The organism is Consotaella salsifontis, assembly GCF_900167365.1.
GTDB lineage: Bacteria > Pseudomonadota > Alphaproteobacteria > Rhizobiales > Rhizobiaceae > Consotaella > Consotaella salsifontis.
Genome location: NZ_FUXL01000014.1, coordinates 68367 through 83724, shown reverse-complemented (window position 1 = coordinate 83724; position 15358 = coordinate 68367). Strand labels below are relative to the sequence as shown.

The 15358-nt window shown below is 65.9% G+C and carries 12 protein-coding genes and 1 tRNA gene; 6 read left to right on the top strand and 7 right to left on the bottom strand.

The genetic code is table 11. The features are described from left to right. Positions 1-91: 91 nt before the first annotated feature. Positions 92-823 (top strand): response regulator, encoded by a 732-nt coding sequence (locus B5D38_RS17295; RefSeq protein WP_078709689.1) that lies wholly within the window; start codon positions 92-94, stop codon positions 821-823. A gap of 73 nt (positions 824-896) precedes the next feature. Here B5D38_RS17295 and B5D38_RS17290 read toward each other — a convergent pair whose 3' ends face one another. Continuing rightward, positions 897-1808 carry an SDR family oxidoreductase gene (locus B5D38_RS17290; protein ID WP_078709688.1) on the bottom strand — a complete coding sequence of 304 codons (912 nt, stop codon included), beginning with the start codon at positions 1806-1808 and terminating at the stop codon, positions 897-899. A gap of 96 nt (positions 1809-1904) precedes the next feature. Here B5D38_RS17290 and B5D38_RS17285 point away from each other — a divergent pair, with 96 nt between their 5' ends. After that, a complete protein-coding gene (locus tag B5D38_RS17285) occupies positions 1905-2735 on the top strand; it encodes a helix-turn-helix transcriptional regulator (protein WP_078709687.1) in 831 nt (276 codons plus the stop codon). 147 nt (positions 2736-2882) lie between these two features. Then, positions 2883-3416 carry a DUF992 domain-containing protein gene (locus tag B5D38_RS17280; protein ID WP_078709686.1) on the top strand — a complete coding sequence of 178 codons (534 nt, stop codon included), beginning with the start codon at positions 2883-2885 and terminating at the stop codon, positions 3414-3416. 124 nt (positions 3417-3540) lie between these two features. On the opposite strand, the gene guaB is transcribed toward B5D38_RS17280, so the two are convergent. Together guaB and B5D38_RS17270 are read right to left on the bottom strand one after the other, a co-directional pair. Continuing rightward, a complete protein-coding gene (gene guaB / locus B5D38_RS17275) occupies positions 3541-5046 on the bottom strand; it encodes an IMP dehydrogenase (RefSeq protein ID WP_078709685.1) in 1506 nt (501 codons plus the stop codon). A 154-nt stretch (positions 5047-5200) separates the two neighbouring features. Then, entirely contained in the window at positions 5201-6214 is a 1014-nt protein-coding gene (locus B5D38_RS17270) for an MBL fold metallo-hydrolase (RefSeq protein ID WP_078709684.1), read from the bottom strand. 199 nt (positions 6215-6413) lie between these two features. Between B5D38_RS17270 and B5D38_RS17265 the strand changes: the two genes are divergently transcribed. Next, a complete protein-coding gene (locus tag B5D38_RS17265; RefSeq protein ID WP_078709683.1) occupies positions 6414-7799 on the top strand; it encodes an MFS transporter in 1386 nt (461 codons plus the stop codon). Between the two features lie 27 nt (positions 7800-7826). On the opposite strand, the gene B5D38_RS17260 is transcribed toward B5D38_RS17265, so the two are convergent. Both B5D38_RS17260 and B5D38_RS17255 read right to left on the bottom strand, forming a co-directional pair. Beyond that, positions 7827-8549 (bottom strand): RlmE family RNA methyltransferase, encoded by a 723-nt coding sequence (locus B5D38_RS17260; RefSeq protein WP_078709729.1) that lies wholly within the window; start codon positions 8547-8549, stop codon positions 7827-7829. Continuing rightward, a complete protein-coding gene (locus B5D38_RS17255; RefSeq protein WP_425349338.1) occupies positions 8546-9955 on the bottom strand; it encodes a Ppx/GppA phosphatase family protein in 1410 nt (469 codons plus the stop codon). Before B5D38_RS17255 ends, B5D38_RS17260 begins: the two co-directional genes overlap by 4 nt. Before the next feature lie 346 nt (positions 9956-10301). Here B5D38_RS17255 and B5D38_RS17250 point away from each other — a divergent pair. Both B5D38_RS17250 and B5D38_RS17245 read left to right on the top strand, forming a co-directional pair. Next, positions 10302-10375, top strand: a tRNA-Gln gene (locus B5D38_RS17250). Between the two features lie 175 nt (positions 10376-10550). Continuing rightward, positions 10551-12296: a site-specific integrase gene (locus B5D38_RS17245; protein WP_078709681.1), complete on the top strand. Its 1746-nt coding sequence runs from the start codon at positions 10551-10553 to the stop codon at positions 12294-12296. A gap of 110 nt (positions 12297-12406) precedes the next feature. Here the strand turns inward: B5D38_RS17245 and B5D38_RS17240 are convergent, their stop codons facing one another. Both B5D38_RS17240 and B5D38_RS17235 read right to left on the bottom strand, forming a co-directional pair. Then, positions 12407-14845 carry a tetratricopeptide repeat protein gene (locus B5D38_RS17240; RefSeq protein WP_078709680.1) on the bottom strand — a complete coding sequence of 813 codons (2439 nt, stop codon included), beginning with the start codon at positions 14843-14845 and terminating at the stop codon, positions 12407-12409. Beyond that, positions 14842-15306, bottom strand: coding sequence for a hypothetical protein (locus B5D38_RS17235; protein WP_131829955.1), 465 nt, complete (start codon positions 15304-15306; stop codon positions 14842-14844). Before B5D38_RS17235 ends, B5D38_RS17240 begins: the two co-directional genes overlap by 4 nt. Positions 15307-15358 lie beyond the last annotated feature (52 nt).

Sequence of the window (15358 nt, the reverse complement as noted above, 5' to 3'; positions counted from 1 at the left end):
GGAATAAGACCGGTCGCGGGAGCACGGTGCGGCAACGGTCTGCCGCATGAAATGCGCGCACCTCGCTGATCCAAGAAGAAGCAGAGAGTTGATGAACTGGACGAGCGTCGCGATCATTCCCAACCAGATCCGAATCGCCGTGGTGGACGACGAGCCGGTGATCCAGGAAACGCTGGTCGCCTATCTTCAGGAAGAAGGCTTTCGTGTTGCCGCCGCCGATAGCGCGAGCGGCCTCAAACGCCTTCTCGATCGCGTCACCTTCGACCTCGTCCTGATGGATATTCGCCTTCCGGATGGCGACGGATTGGCGTTAATGCGCGAGATCCAGGACCGGTCGCGAATCCCGGTGATCCTCGTCACCAGCAAGACGGCCGAGGCGGATCGCGTCGTCGGCCTGGAGCTGGGAGCCGACGACTACATCACCAAGCCGTTCTCCAACCGTGAGCTTCTGGCCCGGGTTCATTCGGTGCTGCGACGCACCGCGCGCCCCGCAGAGCCGCCCTTGCGCAACAAGGCGCGCCGTTTCGCCGGCTGGAGCCTCAATCTGGAGGAGCATTGGCTGAAATCGCCCGCCGGTGAGTCGGTGCGCCTCACCCACGCCGAGTTCAGTCTTTTGGCCGCCCTCGTTCTTCATCCCGGTCGCATCATGAGTCGCGGCGAGCTCATCGAGGCGATCGGGGACCACCAGTGGAACCCGCAGGATCGGACGATCGACGTCCTGGTGGCGCGGCTGCGGCGCAAGATCGAACGAGATCCCGCCGAACCCACCATGATCCTCACCGAATACCGCCTCGGCTATGTCTTCGCCGAGACGGTCACATGAACCTCGCTCGTCAGAAGGTCGAAAAGGCCTGACCGCCCTACCGACCCCCTGAGGCCGAGTGAACGGTGAGCCCTCAGGCCCCGTGCGCGGCGCCGACGACCGAATAGTCCATATTCCGAAGATCGGCGATGAGTCCCGGGCCCCTGGGCTCCCAGCCGAGCGCTTTGCGTGTCCACGCGCTCGAAGTCAGCATGTCCCATCCGGCGAACAATGCGAGCCAGCCGAAATGCTCTCCCGCCTCCTGCGGGGAGAGGGAGACCGTCGGAACTCCGAGGCCAGCGCTCACCACCTCCGCGATCTCACGGACCGGAACGCCCTCTTCTGCGGACGCATGATAGCGTGTGCCCGGCTGCGCCTTCTCCATCGCCAGCCGGTAGAGCCGCGCCACGTCGACGACGTGCGCCGCCGACCAGCGGTTGAGGCCATCGCCGACATAGGCCGCCACGCCCTTGGCCTTCGAGAGTTCGATATAGGGAGAGACGAGGCCCTGCTTGGCGGTGTCGTGAACCTGAGGGAGCCGGATCACGGAGACGTTGACCCCTTCTGCCGAAAGGGCCGCGCCTGCTCGCTCGGACGCGATGCGGGGGCTGGGATGATGAGCGTCGAAGACATCCTCTCTCGCCGCCTCGCCAGGGCCGGTGGCACCCATCCCGACGGCCGAGGTGATGAGGATCGGCCGGTCCGTTCCCTTGAGGGCCGAGCCCAGCGCCGCGATGGCGCGCCCGTCCTTCTCGCAGTTGGCCGCGAAATTGGAAAAGTCGTGATCGAAGGCGGTATGGATCACGGCGTCCGCGCGCGCCGCTCCTTCGCGCAGGCTGTCGGTGTCCTCGAGGGTCCCGAGATGCGCCTCGGCGCCTGCCGCCGCGAGCGCCCGCGCGCCGGCATCCGAACGCGTCAGCCCAAGCACCTGGTGCCCTGCCTCGAGCAGTTCGGGAAGGATGTGCGAGCCGATGAACCCGGTCGCTCCAGTCAGAAATACACGCATAAGAGTCTCCGTCGTTGTTCGGCGAACCTTTTCGGCCTAAGCTTTGTCCTGTTAAAGTAGTGACCTTATCCTGGTATAATCATCAACAGGCTGGCCATGTCCGTTGCAACCGGCAACAAGCTCGGCAATTTTCTGCGTGATCGGCGCCTGCGACTCGATCCGGCCGCACTGGGGTTCTCGGGCGGGCGCCGGCGTACGCCCGGGCTTCGCCGGGAGGAGGTGGCCCAGCGCGCCAACATCAGTCCGACCTGGTACACTTGGCTCGAACAGGGGCGCGGCGGCGCCCCCTCCGCCGACGTTCTCGACCGCATCGCGGGCGGGCTGATGCTGACCGAGCCCGAGCGCGAGCATCTTTTCATGCTCGGGCGCGGACACCCACCCGAAGCCCGCTACAAGCCGGTGGACGGTGTGACGCCGCGGCTGCAGCGTGTGCTCGACGCGCTGGGTGAGAGCCCCGCCATCGTCAAGACCGCCACGTGGGACGTCGTGGCGTGGAATCGCGCGGCGGCGGCGTTGCTGACGGATTATGCCCGGCTTCCCCCACGGCAGCGCAACATCCTGCGCCTGATCTTCGGGAATTCCCGCATCAAGGCGGTCCAGGAGGACTGGATGGGCGTCGCGCGCTACGTCGTGGGAGCCTTCCGAGCGGATGCCGCCAGAGCCGGCGCGGACAAGGAGATCGCCGAGTTGGTGGAGGAATTGTCTCTTGCCAGCCCGGAGTTCGAGGCGCTGTGGCGCGGCAACGATATTGCGGCGAGTGGAGAATGCGTGAAGCGGCTTTGCCATCCCGAGGTGGGCTCCATCGCTCTCGAATTCTCCGCCTTCGCCGTGGATGGCCGCCCCGATCTCGGAATGATCGTCTACAACCCTGCCACGCCCGCCGATGCCGAGCGGATTCGGTCGCTGATCGCTTCGCGCGCGGCCTGAACGCTCGCGCTGTTGCATCGCGCGCACACCGCGAACAAGAATATCGGGACCGCCGCTTCGGATGGATCGATTGGCGCGCGACTTCGTTAGTGCCGCGTCTCGCGCTTGTTCCATGAACCAAGCGATCACATCCAGAAGGAGATATCGATGAAGCGAGCCCTTGCCATCACGATGCTGGCGCAAGCATCCCTGTTCGGCGGCGCCTCTCTCGCTCAAGCCGCCGATCTCGTCGTTGCCGAACCCGCCCCCACCTATGAGCAGACCGATTCCTATGGCGGCGTCAGGCTTGGATATCTCAGCTGCGATGTCGGCGGCGGCGTCGGCTACGTCCTCGGTTCCGCCAAGACGCTGGATTGCATGTTCCAGCCGTCCTCCAAGACGGGCCGCGCCGAGGCCTATACCGGCACCATCCGCAAGATGGGCATCGATGTCGGCTTCACCACGCGCGGCAAACTCGTCTGGGCGGTGTTCGCGCCGACCGCCGGCTATCATCGCGGCTCGCTCGGCGGGCTCTATGAGGGCGCCAGCGTCCAGGCGACGGTCGGAGCCGGAGCGGGCGCCAACATTCTCGTCGGCGGCACGGCTGGCTCGATCCAGCTTCAGACGGTCAGCCTGACCGGTCAGATCGGCCTCAACGCGGCCGCCGCCGGCACGTCCGTGACCCTTACGCCCGCCGGCTGAGTGGTAGGCGTCCACCCCTGAGAGCTTTCCTCACGCCGGTTCCGGCCGGCGTGAGTCTTGTCTTGCTTCACACCCACCACGACAGTCCGTACCCTTGGCGTCGTTGCGGCGGGAGAGAAGTGTGTCAGCCCCTCGCGCCCGGATAGTTCGGGCTTTCGCGGGTGATGGTGATGCCGTGCGGATGGCTTTCGGCGAGGCCCGCGCCCGAGATGCGCACGAACGTCGCCTTTTCGCGGAATTCCTGAAGGTTTGGGGCGCCGACATAGCCCATGGCGGCGCGCAGGCCGCCCGTCAGCTGATGAAGCACGGCGGCGACCGGCCCCTTGTAGGGAACCTGCCCCTCGATGCCCTCCGGCACCAGCTTCAGCGTGTCGCGAACCTCTGCCTGGAAGTAGCGGTCCGCCGAGCCGCGCGCCATCGCGCCGACAGAGCCCATGCCGCGATAGGCTTTGAAAGAGCGGCCCTGGTAGAGGTAGACCTCGCCGGGGCTCTCTTCCGTCCCGGCCAGCAGCGAGCCGATCATGGCGGCCGAGGCGCCCGCCGCCAGCGCCTTGGCGAGATCGCCCGAAAACTTGATGCCGCCGTCGGCGATCACCGGAATGTCGGCCCGGTCGGCCACTTCCACCGCGCCGAGAACCGCCGAGAGCTGCGGCACGCCGACGCCCGCCACCACCCGCGTCGTGCAGATGGAGCCCGGCCCGATGCCGACCTTGACGCCGTCGGCGCCCGCATCGATCAGCGCCTTCGTGCCCTCGGGCGTCGCGACGTTGCCGGCCACCACCTGGACGGCGTTGGACAGGCGCTTCACCGCGCTCACCGCCTCGAGCACGCGCGAGGACTGGCCGTGCGCGGTGTCGACGACGACGAGGTCGACGCCCGCGTCGATCAGGCGCTCCGCCCGTTCCATGCCGTCCGGGCCGACGCTGGTGGCGGCGGCGACGAGCAGGCGGCCGTGGGCGTCCTTGGCCGCGTTCGGGTTGAGCTGCGACTTCTCGATGTCCTTGACCGTGATCAGGCCGATGCAGTGGTCTTCCTCATCCACTACCAAGAGCTTCTCAATGCGGTGGGCGTGGAGCAGGCGCTTCGCTCCGGCATGATCCACCGTGTCGCGCACGGTGATGAGGTTCTCCTTGGTCATCAGCTCATGGATGGGCTGACGATCGTCCGTGGCGAAGCGCACGTCGCGGTTGGTCAGGATGCCGACGAGCCGCCCCTTGGTCTGGCCGCCGAGCCCGCCGTTGATCACCACGGGGATGCCCGAGATGCGGTGCTGCGCCATCAGCGCCTTGGCATCGCCAAGTGTCGCGTCGGGGCCGATAGTCACGGGGTTGACCACCATGCCGCTCTCGAACTTCTTGACCTGGCGAACCTCCTCGGCCTGCTCGATCGGGGTGAGGTTGCGGTGGATGACGCCGATGCCGCCGGCCTGCGCCATGGCGATGGCCAGCCGCGATTCCGTCACCGTATCCATGGCCGACGAGAGAATCGGTATGTTGAGTTTCAGCGAGCGGGTGATGCGCGTGCGCACGTCCACCTGTCCCGGCATCACCTCCGAATAGGCGGGCTGAAGCAGCACGTCATCGAAGGTGAGCGCCGTGTCGCCGGTTGCGGTTTGAATGATCCGAGCCATCGCCGTCTTTCCTGAAGGTGGTCAAGCAGAAAGGGTTCGCCGCGCGCGGCGCCGAAGGGCCGGGGCGAACTGGGATGGCAAGGGCTGGTAGCACGGCGAGCGGGGGTTGGGAAGGCCGGTCTTCGCACCGCAGCGAAGGGACCGGCCTCTCCCGTCACACCAGAAGCTGATAGGTGTGGGGCATGTAGTGGTAGCCTTCGCCCATCTTCATGACATAACCGAGGGCGGGGAAGGGCATATGGTAGCCGATGAAGGGCGAGCGCTCCTCGGCGATCATGTCGAAGACGCGCCGGCGCGTCTCCTTCGCCATCGCCTTGTCCTGGTCGAAGCTCACCGACCAGTCCGGCCGCTGGAGCGAGGCGACGAAGTGATTGGCCGTATCGCCGGTCAGCCAGAGCTTCTTGCCGCCCGACTGAACGGCGAAGATCATGTGCCCCGGCGTGTGGCCGAATGCCTCATGCGCGGTGATGCCTTCGATGACCTGGTCGCCTTCCTTGACCATGGTCATCTTGTCCTTGAAGGGGACGACGTTCTTCTCGACCATCTCGGCGTTCTTGGCGCGATCGCCGGAGCGGGCCTCGTCCGACGTCCACCACTCGTATTCCTTCGCCCCGGCGACATAGCGCGCATTGGCGAAGGCGGGCTTGCCGTCCTCCATGAGGCCGCCGATGTGGTCTCCGTGGAAATGGGTGAGGATGACGAGTGACACGTCGTCGGGCTTGTATCCGGCTTCCTTCATCCTTTCTGTGAGGAAGCCCATTCCGTTGCCCCGCGCGCCGGCGCCCATGCCGGTATCCACCAGGATCAGTTCGCCGCCCATCTCGATGAGGACGGGGTTGAACATGTTGACGAAGCGGTTCTCGGGAAGGTGGTTCTCGCGCATCAGCGCCGCCACGGCCTCCTGCGACTGATCGGCGCCGAAGGTGGGATAGGGCCCGTCGCCGGCGCGCGTCCCGTCGAGGACGGTGGTGATCAAGGCGTCGCCGAGCTTTACCCGCGACCATGCCGGCATCGGACTGCCCTCGGGAGCCTTCGCCGCGCCGGTTTCGCCAGACGACGCGGCCTGTGCCATGTCGAACCGCGAGGTGACGGCGGCGCCCAGCCCTGCCGCCACTGCCGCGCCCGCCTTCATCATCGAGCGCCGGCTGAAACCGAGTCCTGCTATCATCGCCCTATCCTCCGTCCTTTTGTCGTCCTGAGACCTTGAGCGCTCATTTGGCTCGAGGCAGCGCCGCAGAAAGGTTGAAACACGCCAACTTGAACCATAATGACAGTCGAGGCGTTTTCGTTCGTTCGCCCACCCGGCTTCCAATCCCGATCCATCGGACAGCACCGCAAGGCGCGCTCCCCGCCCGCTCGAGGCTTCCTTGACCCGCATCGTTCCCATTGTTCTTGCCGTCGCCCTGTTCATGGAGAACATGGATTCGACGGTCATCGCCACCTCCCTGCCGGCGATCGCCGCCGATATCGGGACCAGTCCGATCGCGCTCAAGCTCGCGCTGACCAGCTATTATGTCTCCCTCGCCATCTTCATTCCCATCTCGGGGCGCATGGCGGACAAGTTCGGACCCAAGCTCGTCTTCCGCGCGGCCATCGTCATCTTCGTCTTGGGCTCGATCGCCTGCGCCCTCGCCGGCTCCCTGACGGGCTTCGTCGCCGCACGGTTCGCCCAGGGCATGGGCGGCGCCATGATGACGCCGGTGGGCCGCCTCTTGCTGGTGCGCGCCGTGCCGCGCTCCGATCTCGTCTCGGCCATGGCCTGGTTCACCATTCCCGCCCTGGTGGGGCCGCTCGTCGGCCCGCCGGTCGGCGGCGCCATCACCACCTTCGCGGATTGGCGCTACATCTTCCTCATCAACGTCCCCATCGGCCTTCTCGGCATCGTCCTCGCCACCCGCTTCCTGCCGCATATCGACAGGGTCAGGAACGTCCATTTCGACGGACGGGGTTTCGTCCTGTCGGGGCTCGCCTGCGCGGGCCTCGTGTTCGGGTCGTCCGTGGTCTCGCTGCCCGCGCTGCCCCCAGCCGTCGGCGCCGCGATGATGGCGATCGGCGCGACGGCGGGCCTTCTCTACATGCGCCATGCGCGCCGTGTGCCCGAACCGCTTCTCCGGCTCTCGCTGCTTCGCATCCCGACCTTGCGCGCCGCCATTTCCGGCGGCACGATCTTCCGCATCGGCGCGGGCGCCGTGCCCTTCCTGATGCCTTTGATGCTGCAGCTCGGCTTCGGCTATTCGCCCTTTCAGTCGGGCCTCATCACCTGTGTCGGCGTCAGCGGCGCCCTGGCGATGAAGTTCGCGGCCAAGCCCGTTCTGAAGCGACACGGCTTCCGCGCCACGCTGATCTGGGCCGCCATCCTCAGCGGCCTGACGACGGCGGGTCTCGGCCTCTTGCGGCCGGACTATCCGGTCGCCATCGTCCTGGCGCTCCTTTTGGTCGGCGGCTTCTTCCGGTCGATGTTCTTCACCGGCGTGAACACGCTGGCCTTCGCGGACGTGCCCAATGAGCGGGCCGGCGACGCGACGGCCATGCTCGCCGCCGCGCAGCAGATCTCGATCGCCCTCGGCGTCGCCCTCGCCGGCTTGATCCTCGAGATCGGCATCCACCTCAGCGGACGCGAGACGCCGGCGATTGCCACCTATTCGGTGGCCTTCATCCTCGTCGGCCTTCTCTCCGCCTCCGCCACGCTGAGCTTCACGCCGCTCGGCGATGACGCCGGGGCTGAGGTGGCAGGCCGCCAGCCAGCGGAGTAAGCCGGCAAAGGAACTGGCCTGGTCGAATCATTCGGCCGCCTCGTTCTCGGCACCATCCTCCGTTTCCGGGGATGCGCGTCGCTTGAAGCCTCGGGCCAGCAAATAGAGCTCCACCGACCCATCCCGCGAGGCGGGAGGCTTGACGTGGTGCACGCTGGAAAATGCCTGCTTGAGGCTCGAAAGAAGCTCGTTCTCCGTGCCCCCCTGGAATGTCTTGGCCAGGAAGTGGCCTCCCGGCCGCAGCGTGCGAAGCGCGAAATCGGCGGCGATCTCGCAAAGGTGCATGGTTCGAAGATGGTCGGTGCGGCGGTGCCCGGTGGTCGGCGCCGCCATGTCCGACAGCACCACGTCGGGCGCCCCGCCGAGTTCCTCGATCAGGCGGCCGGGCGCCGCGTCGTCGAGAAAATCCATCTCCAGAAAGGTCGCGCCGGCGAGGGGCTCGATGGGCAGGACGTCGATGCCGACGAGGCGCACCGCGTCGGCGCCGGCCCCCGTTCGATCCACCACCACCTGGCACCAGCCGCCGGGAGCCGCGCCGAGGTCGACCACGCGCATGCCCTTCTTCAGGAGCTTGTAGCGGTCATCGATCTCGATGAGCTTATAGGCCGCGCGGGAGCGGTAGCCCTCGGCCTTTGCCCGGCGTACATAGGGGTCGTTCAGCTGGCGCTCCAGCCAGCGTCGTGAGGAGGCCTTCTGCTTGCTCTTCACCTTGACGGTGAGGCCGCGCTCGCCGCCGTGCCTGTCGTTCATGCCAATCGCCTCGATCGTTCGTTGGAGCGGCGGCGCCATACGCCATCGGCGACCATCATCTCGGTGAGCAGGCCCTCCCGCAGGCCCCGGTCGGCCACCCGCAGCGTCTTCGCCGGCCAGGCGCGCCGGATCGCCTCCAGGATCGCGCAGCCGGCAAGGACCAGATCGGCGCGATCGCTGCCGATGCACGGATTGGCGACACGCTGCTCGAAGCTCCAGCCGGCTATCTTGGCGATCAGCCGGTCGATGTCACCATTGGACAGCCATGTTCCGTCCACCTGTCGACGATCATAACGCTCGAGGGCCAGATGGACGCCCGCGAGCGTCGTCACCGTTCCCGACGTGCCGAGAAGATGGAACGAATCAGTGCCGACGAGATCCTCGAGCCGCGAGCGGCCCTCGAAGCGCTCGATGCGCTCCAGCACCTCCTGGATCATCGCCTCGAACGTCTCCGGCGAGACGTCGCGCCCGCCATGCCGCTCGGCCAGCGTGACAACGCCAACAGGCAGGGACGTCCACGCCACGATGCGGTTCGACAGGCGCCGCGTGTAGCCGGGGCGCAGGTCGAGCAGGGCGATCTCGGAAGAGCCGCCGCCGATATCGAAGAGAACGGCGCCTTTGGCCTCCCGGTCCACCAGCGAGCCGCAGCCCGATACGGCAAGGCGCGCCTCGGTCTCGCGGCTGACGATCTTGAGGTCCAGCCCTGTTTCGGCGCGCACCCGCTCGATGAATTCCTCGCCATTGGCGGCGGCGCGGCAAGCCTCGGTCGCGATCAGCCGGGCGTCGGCGATGGTGCGCGCCGCCATCTTTTGGCTGCACACGGAGAGCGCGGCGAGGGCGCGGTCCATGGCGGGCGCGGCAAGCCGTCCGGTACGGCTGAGGCCTTCGCCGAGCCGCACGATGCGCGAGAAGGCATCGATGACCCGGAACTGGCCGGGGCGCGTCGGAATGGCGATCAGCAGCCGGCAATTGTTGGTGCCGAGGTCGAGTGCGGCATAGGCGCGCGGCCGTACGCCGTTAGCCGCCGGCGAGCGCACCGAGATGATGCCGGGCGCCTCCAGGGCCGTGCTTCGCGCCACCGACCCGCCGCTGGGCGAGGATGCCGCCTGCGCGGCCTTGGGAGGCGCCACCTTGGGGGCATGGTCCGCCGCGGGAGCGCAGCGGCCGTTCCGGCGCTTTCTCCGGGGCTTGTGCGCGGGCTTCTCGCTGCGTTCAGGGCTTTCCCCAACTTCGGCGGCCGGCGAAGCCTCCGCCACGCAAGGCGAAGCCCCGGCGCGGCGTCGGCGGCGCTTCTGGCGTTTGGTCAGGCCGCCCGGCGCGGAAGGCGGCGTATGACGTCGCGCGGTTTGCGAAGCGCCTGGGGCACCTGACCTTGCGGCAGAGGCCTCTTCACGTTGGTGGGAGATCGCATCGGAAGCTCTCAGGCTCTCCGATGCGCCGTGTCCGAAAGCATGATCCTCGAAAAGCTTTTTGTTTCGAACAGATTCCTCTGGCGGATACTCTCTCCCGTGCAGTTCACGGATAGTCACTCTTGTCTCTCCGGCGTGGGACACGGCATCGCGCCATGCCCGTCTCGGCGTGTGTTGCGTTAAGTGTACCAAGCCGCAGACGAAGCACAAGGGCAGGGCGAAAGCGGAATGGCGCGAAGACGATGGCGGCGGGCGCCATGCAGGAAAAAGTTCGCGGGAGGCTTCACAGACGGCGCCAACATCGTTATATAGCGCCCTCGCAGCGCTTGGGCGCTCGCCCCGCTGGGGGATAGTTTAATGGTAGAACAGCGGACTCTGACTCCGCTAGTCTTGGTTCGAATCCAGGTCCCCCAGCCACTCCTTCTCTTCATAAAGAGCTGAAAAGGCCCGGTTTTCCGGGCTTTTTTCATGTTTGGCTTACGGTTTCCGCGGTACTCTGCCAGCGCTTTCCAGGCCGGGATCGACCGATTCTGCACCCGGTCACTGGATATGGAGTGGATATGGGATCTGCCATATCCACCGGGAGGCGCCGATGCCCACAGAGAAGGTCCGACTCGGTCCCGCCGCGCAGAAGCGCGCCCTCGCCGAGGCCGACGGCCGCCATGCCTCCTCGCAGGCGCTATCGCTGACCGATCCGGGCCGCGTCGGCCTGTCGATCCGCGTCTCCGGCCACAGCGCCGGGTGGTTCCTGAAATGGAGCGGCACGTTCAAGCGCCTCGCCCCGGTCGGCCATCCCGACACCAAGAGCGAGCAGCGCAAGCCGGGCGTCCTCTACACCGTCACCGATGCCGATGCGCTGGCGGGCGAGATCCGCGAGCGCATGAAGGAAGGGCTGGAGGTCGACGTCTACCTCAAGGCCCGTCTCAGCGGGCAGTCGGCCGCGACGGCAGCGGCCAAGGGCGCGTCCTTCGCCGCGGAGCGGGACGGCGCCTGGCGCTGGCCGACGCTCGTCGACCGCTACATCGCCGAGCACGTCGCCCAGCCGAAGGTCAAGGCGAACGGCAGGCTGAAGCCCGCCAGCGCCAAGACGATCAAGGACACGGAACTGATCCTGCGCCACCCGGAGGTCACGACGCGCTTCGGCAAGATGCTCGTCCGCGATATCCAGAAGGTGGATATGGAGGGGCTGCGCGATGCGTGGTGGGCGGCAGGCCACAAGGCGCGGCAGCGCAAGCTGGTCATCTACACCAAGGCGGCCTTCAAGTGGACCAAGAAGCACCACGCAGCCGCGCACCTCGACGACATCGCGCCCTGGTGGCTGGAACTCACCCACCACACCTATGCGACGGAAGCCACACTCGCCGAGATGGACGGCCAGCCGCCGATCCCACCACTGACGGCCGCCCAGGTCGCCACGCTGCTCGACATCGCCGAGCGCCACCGCATCAAGCCGGACCGCAAGATCCGCCTGGAAACAAGCGAGATCGCGCTCGCCGCCCTCTGGTGGGTGGCGCTGACGGCGCAGCGCACCCACGCCGCCTATAACGTCATCACCGACCGGATCGAGGACCGCACGGACACGGACGGCTGGTACGAGGTCTCCTGGCTGCCAAGCGCGATGAAGAGCGGCCGCCCCTTCGCCCTGCCGATCCCCGAAGAGGTGTTCGAACGCACCCTCGCCCGCGCCCTGCTCGATCCCCATCGCCGCCCGGACAGCCTCTGGGTCTTCCCGTCCTCGCGCACCAAGCTGCGCGACAAGGACGGTCACGCCGACAAGCCCATCGGCGACACCATTTTGAACAGCCTGCTGAACCGCCTTCGCGGCAAGGACGGCGACAGGACCGACCTGCTCGCCGCAGCGGGCCTGCCGCATTTCACCCTGCACGACCTGCGCAAGGCGATGACCTCCCACCTCGCCACCCACACCGGCCTCCCGGCCGCGACCGCCTCCGCCATCCTCGACCACGCGCCGACCGAGCTCGATCCCGCGGCGCGCGAAGCGCAGGTGACGCGCGACCACTACAACAAGAGTCAGCGCCTGAACCTGAAATACCGCGGCCTGCAGGCCTGGGCCGACGCGGTTCTCGGCGAATATGAGAAGATCGTCGAACGCCGTCGGAAGCAGGGACTCGGCCGCCGTCTCCGTCATCCGCCGCAGCTACCGATGCAGGCGCCCCCACGCCGTCAGGCCGAACGCGCGCAGGCGGAGTTGGAACGCCGCATGGCGCAAGCGGCCGAAGAGGCCAAGCGCAATCGGCCGCCCGTGATGCTCGACCTCGGGAAGCTGACGGAAGCCGCGCCGATCGAGGAGGGATTTGTGGAGGAGGCGGAGGGATAAAGCCGATACCGTTGTCGTTGGGCTGTCACCTCAGTAGCAAGTGAGAAAGACCTTGCAGCGATTCGTGATCCCTCCCGCGACAAAGGTGTAATAATCCAGTGACTATCTGTTCATTGTCTTAAAACGGCTGACAGAATATCTAGCATTTTTTGCGATTTCTTACACTGAACTGCAAAATCCCTGCAGAGTAATACTTCTAGCGCCGATCGATAGGCTGAAACGGCCTCCTCCAGACGCATCTTGTCGGCCTGCCGCATCCCGAGCGCCGCGAGCGCAAAGCCGAGGTTCATCTGCGTCTCGGCCCAGTCGAGCGGTAAGCGTTCGCGGGTTCGCTCCTCCAGTGCATTGCGGCAGGCCGTCACCGCATCCTCCAGGCGCGCTGTGCCCGCATCCTGCAAACCCAACATTGTAAGCGCTATGCCGAGATTGTTCTGCGCCGCGGCCCAGTCAAGCGGAAGGCGCTCGCGCGTCAACTCCTCCAGTGCAAAGCGATAGGCCGTCACCGCCTCCTCCATGCGCGCTGCCCTCGCCTGCCACACGCCCAACCTTTGAAGCGCGTTGCCAAGGTTGTTCTGTATCTTGGCCCAGCCAAACGGCAGGCGATCGCGGGTCAACTCCTCCAGTGCAAGGCGATAGGCCGTCACCGCCTCCTCCAGTCGCGCTGCCCTCGCCTGCCACACGCCCAACATCTGAAGCGCGTTGCCGAGGTTGTTCTGGATAGCGGCCCAGTCAAGCGGCAGGCGCTCGCGCGTCGACTCCTCCAGTGCAGAGCGGTAGGCCGTCACCGCCTCCTCCAGAAGCCCTGTGTCCACCTCTCGCTCACCCAGGGTGGCAAGCGCTCTGCCCAGTCCGGCCTGCGTCTCAGCCCAACCGAGAGGCAGGCGATCGCGGGTCAACTCCTCCAGTGCAGAGCGGTAGGCTGTTACCGCGTCCTCCAGACGTGCTGTGCTGGCCTCCCGCTCGCCCAGCGTGGCAAGCACACTGCCCAGGCTGGCCTGCGTCGCAGCCCAACCGAGAGGCAGGCGATCGCGGCTCAACTCCTCCAGTGCAGAGCGGTAGGCCGTTACCGCGTCCTCCAGACGTGCTGTGCTGGCCTCCCGCTCGCCCAGCGTGGCAAGCACACTGCCAAGGGTGGCCTGCGTCGCAGCCCAGTCAAGCGGTTCGCGCTCGCGGTTTCGCTCCTCTAAAGCCAACCGGTAGGCCATCACCGACTCCTCCAAACGCGCGATGCCCGCCTCCCGCCTGCCCAGCGCGGCAAGTGCGCTGCCGAGGTTGTTCTTCGCCGTAGCCCAGTAGGATGGCACGCGTTCACGGGTCAACTCTTCTAGTGCAGAGTTGTAGGCCATCACCGCCTCCTCCAGACGCGCTGTGCTGGCCTCCCGCTCGCCCAGCGCTACAAGCGCGCCGCCGAGGTTGCTCTGCGTCGCAGCCCAATCGAGCGGCGCGCTCTCGCGCGTCCGTTCCTCCAGTGCTGAGCGGAAGGCCATCACCGCCTCCTCCAGATGCGCTGTTCCTGCCTCCCGCGTTCCCCACGCGGTAAGCGCAGCGCCGAGGTTGTTCTGCGCCGTGGCCCAGTCAAGCGGCAGGCGTTCGCGGGGCAACTCCTCTAGCGCAGAGCGGAAGGCCATTGCCGCGTCCTCCAGACGTGCCGTGCCCGCCTCCTGCTCGCCCAGCCATTCAAGCGCAGTGCCCAGGCCGATCTGCGTCATGGCCCAGTCGAGCGGCACGCGCTCGCGCGTGCGCTCCTCCAGTACTGACCGAAATAGGACAACTGCTTTCTTAAGAGGTTGATTCTGACCGTGCTGGTCTCCATATACGGCCAGAGCATTTGCTTGCCTCACAACGTAGGTAACAGCAGCATCCGCCGAAGCCTCTCCTGCGATCTCAGCAGCTCTTTCGAAATGCGCGGCGGCCGTCAGGTAGTCCAAGGTCTGCAACGCGACTTCACCGCGTTCACCACGCGCTTGTGCCGCCGTCAGAAACCGCTGGTTGGCTGCTTCGGCCGCTTGCCTAATGATCTCCCGGGCCGTGCGCGCCGCGGTCAACTCGTTCCCCTCCGCGCGAGATAACAGCCGATCCGCTTCTTCCAGTTGGCCAGCCTCCACCGCGGACTTCGCCTTATCGAACAAACGGCGCGTTTGGGGGTTCTCCGGCTCGAGTGCCGCAAGACGGGTGACCAACTCCTTGTGCCTTACGGCAATATCGGCAAGCGTGGTCAGCAGTTCCTCGTGAGGAACGTTCTTTCGCCCCAATATTCGAAAGAAATTTTCCGTTGCCGCATTCGTTATTCCCAATTTTTCGGCAAGACCCGCAATGATCTGAGATGCATCTTGTTCGTCTAAAACTCTTCGAACGATGTCAGCGACTTGCGGTTCGGTGAGACCGTTGATGATTTGCGTGATGTTGATGTCACGGCCGGAGATAACATCGCCATCTGCCTGAATGGCAGGTGTTGAGATATCCTGTGCCCTCCCGTCGGGCGCTGACAAGAGAAAAAAGGCAGCCAGCGCCAACTCAATCCGGAGCGACCCAGTTATTAGGCGTTTCATTGCCCTGCCTCTCCCATCAGCGCCTTGACGCTGCCGATGATTATGTCGATGTCTTCGGCAGTAACATCGCCGCACGTTGCCTGGATAAATTTACGCTCCAGTCGATCGGCCCTAATCGCTATCCTGCGGCCAGCCTTAACGCTTCCGCCTGCTTCAATGGCCGCAGGAGGCGCGAGAGAAGCGTCGTGCGATGGAAGATCTGCGAGTTCTTTCAGGCAATCCGCTTGCCGCGCGGCAGCGCGCTCTTGAGCGCTCGGTCGGACCTCAATCCAGATCCGAACTGCAATTGCAGCCAGAGCAACTGCGAATGAATAAACTGCAATTCGGTTGACGAGCCGAGACGCCGTCGCAGGCGGCCAACTTGTGCTACGGGCAATAGCCACCCGGAAGACCAGGACCGATGCACCAACGGCAACTCCGGCAATGCCCGCCACGTTTGCAAGTTCGTCCAAGTGTTCCATGTTGTGCTCCGAGCCGGGGTATACAGCATCACATTGGGGTTCCATGAAGCAC

Coding starts and splice junctions, on each gene's coding strand:
- B5D38_RS17295 (WP_078709689.1), top strand. CDS start 92: ATGAACTGGACGAGCGTCGCGATCATTCCCAACCAGATCCGAATCGCC.
- B5D38_RS17290 (WP_078709688.1), bottom strand. CDS start 1,808: ATGCGTGTATTTCTGACTGGAGCGACCGGGTTCATCGGCTCGCACATC.
- B5D38_RS17285 (WP_078709687.1), top strand. CDS start 1,905: ATGTCCGTTGCAACCGGCAACAAGCTCGGCAATTTTCTGCGTGATCGG.
- B5D38_RS17280 (WP_078709686.1), top strand. CDS start 2,883: ATGAAGCGAGCCCTTGCCATCACGATGCTGGCGCAAGCATCCCTGTTC.
- guaB (WP_078709685.1), bottom strand. CDS start 5,046: ATGGCTCGGATCATTCAAACCGCAACCGGCGACACGGCGCTCACCTTC.
- B5D38_RS17270 (WP_078709684.1), bottom strand. CDS start 6,214: ATGATAGCAGGACTCGGTTTCAGCCGGCGCTCGATGATGAAGGCGGGC.
- B5D38_RS17260 (WP_078709729.1), bottom strand. CDS start 8,549: ATGAACGACAGGCACGGCGGCGAGCGCGGCCTCACCGTCAAGGTGAAG.
- B5D38_RS17245 (WP_078709681.1), top strand. CDS start 10,551: ATGCCCACAGAGAAGGTCCGACTCGGTCCCGCCGCGCAGAAGCGCGCC.
- B5D38_RS17240 (WP_078709680.1), bottom strand. CDS start 14,845: ATGAAACGCCTAATAACTGGGTCGCTCCGGATTGAGTTGGCGCTGGCT.
- B5D38_RS17235 (WP_131829955.1), bottom strand. CDS start 15,306: ATGGAACACTTGGACGAACTTGCAAACGTGGCGGGCATTGCCGGAGTT.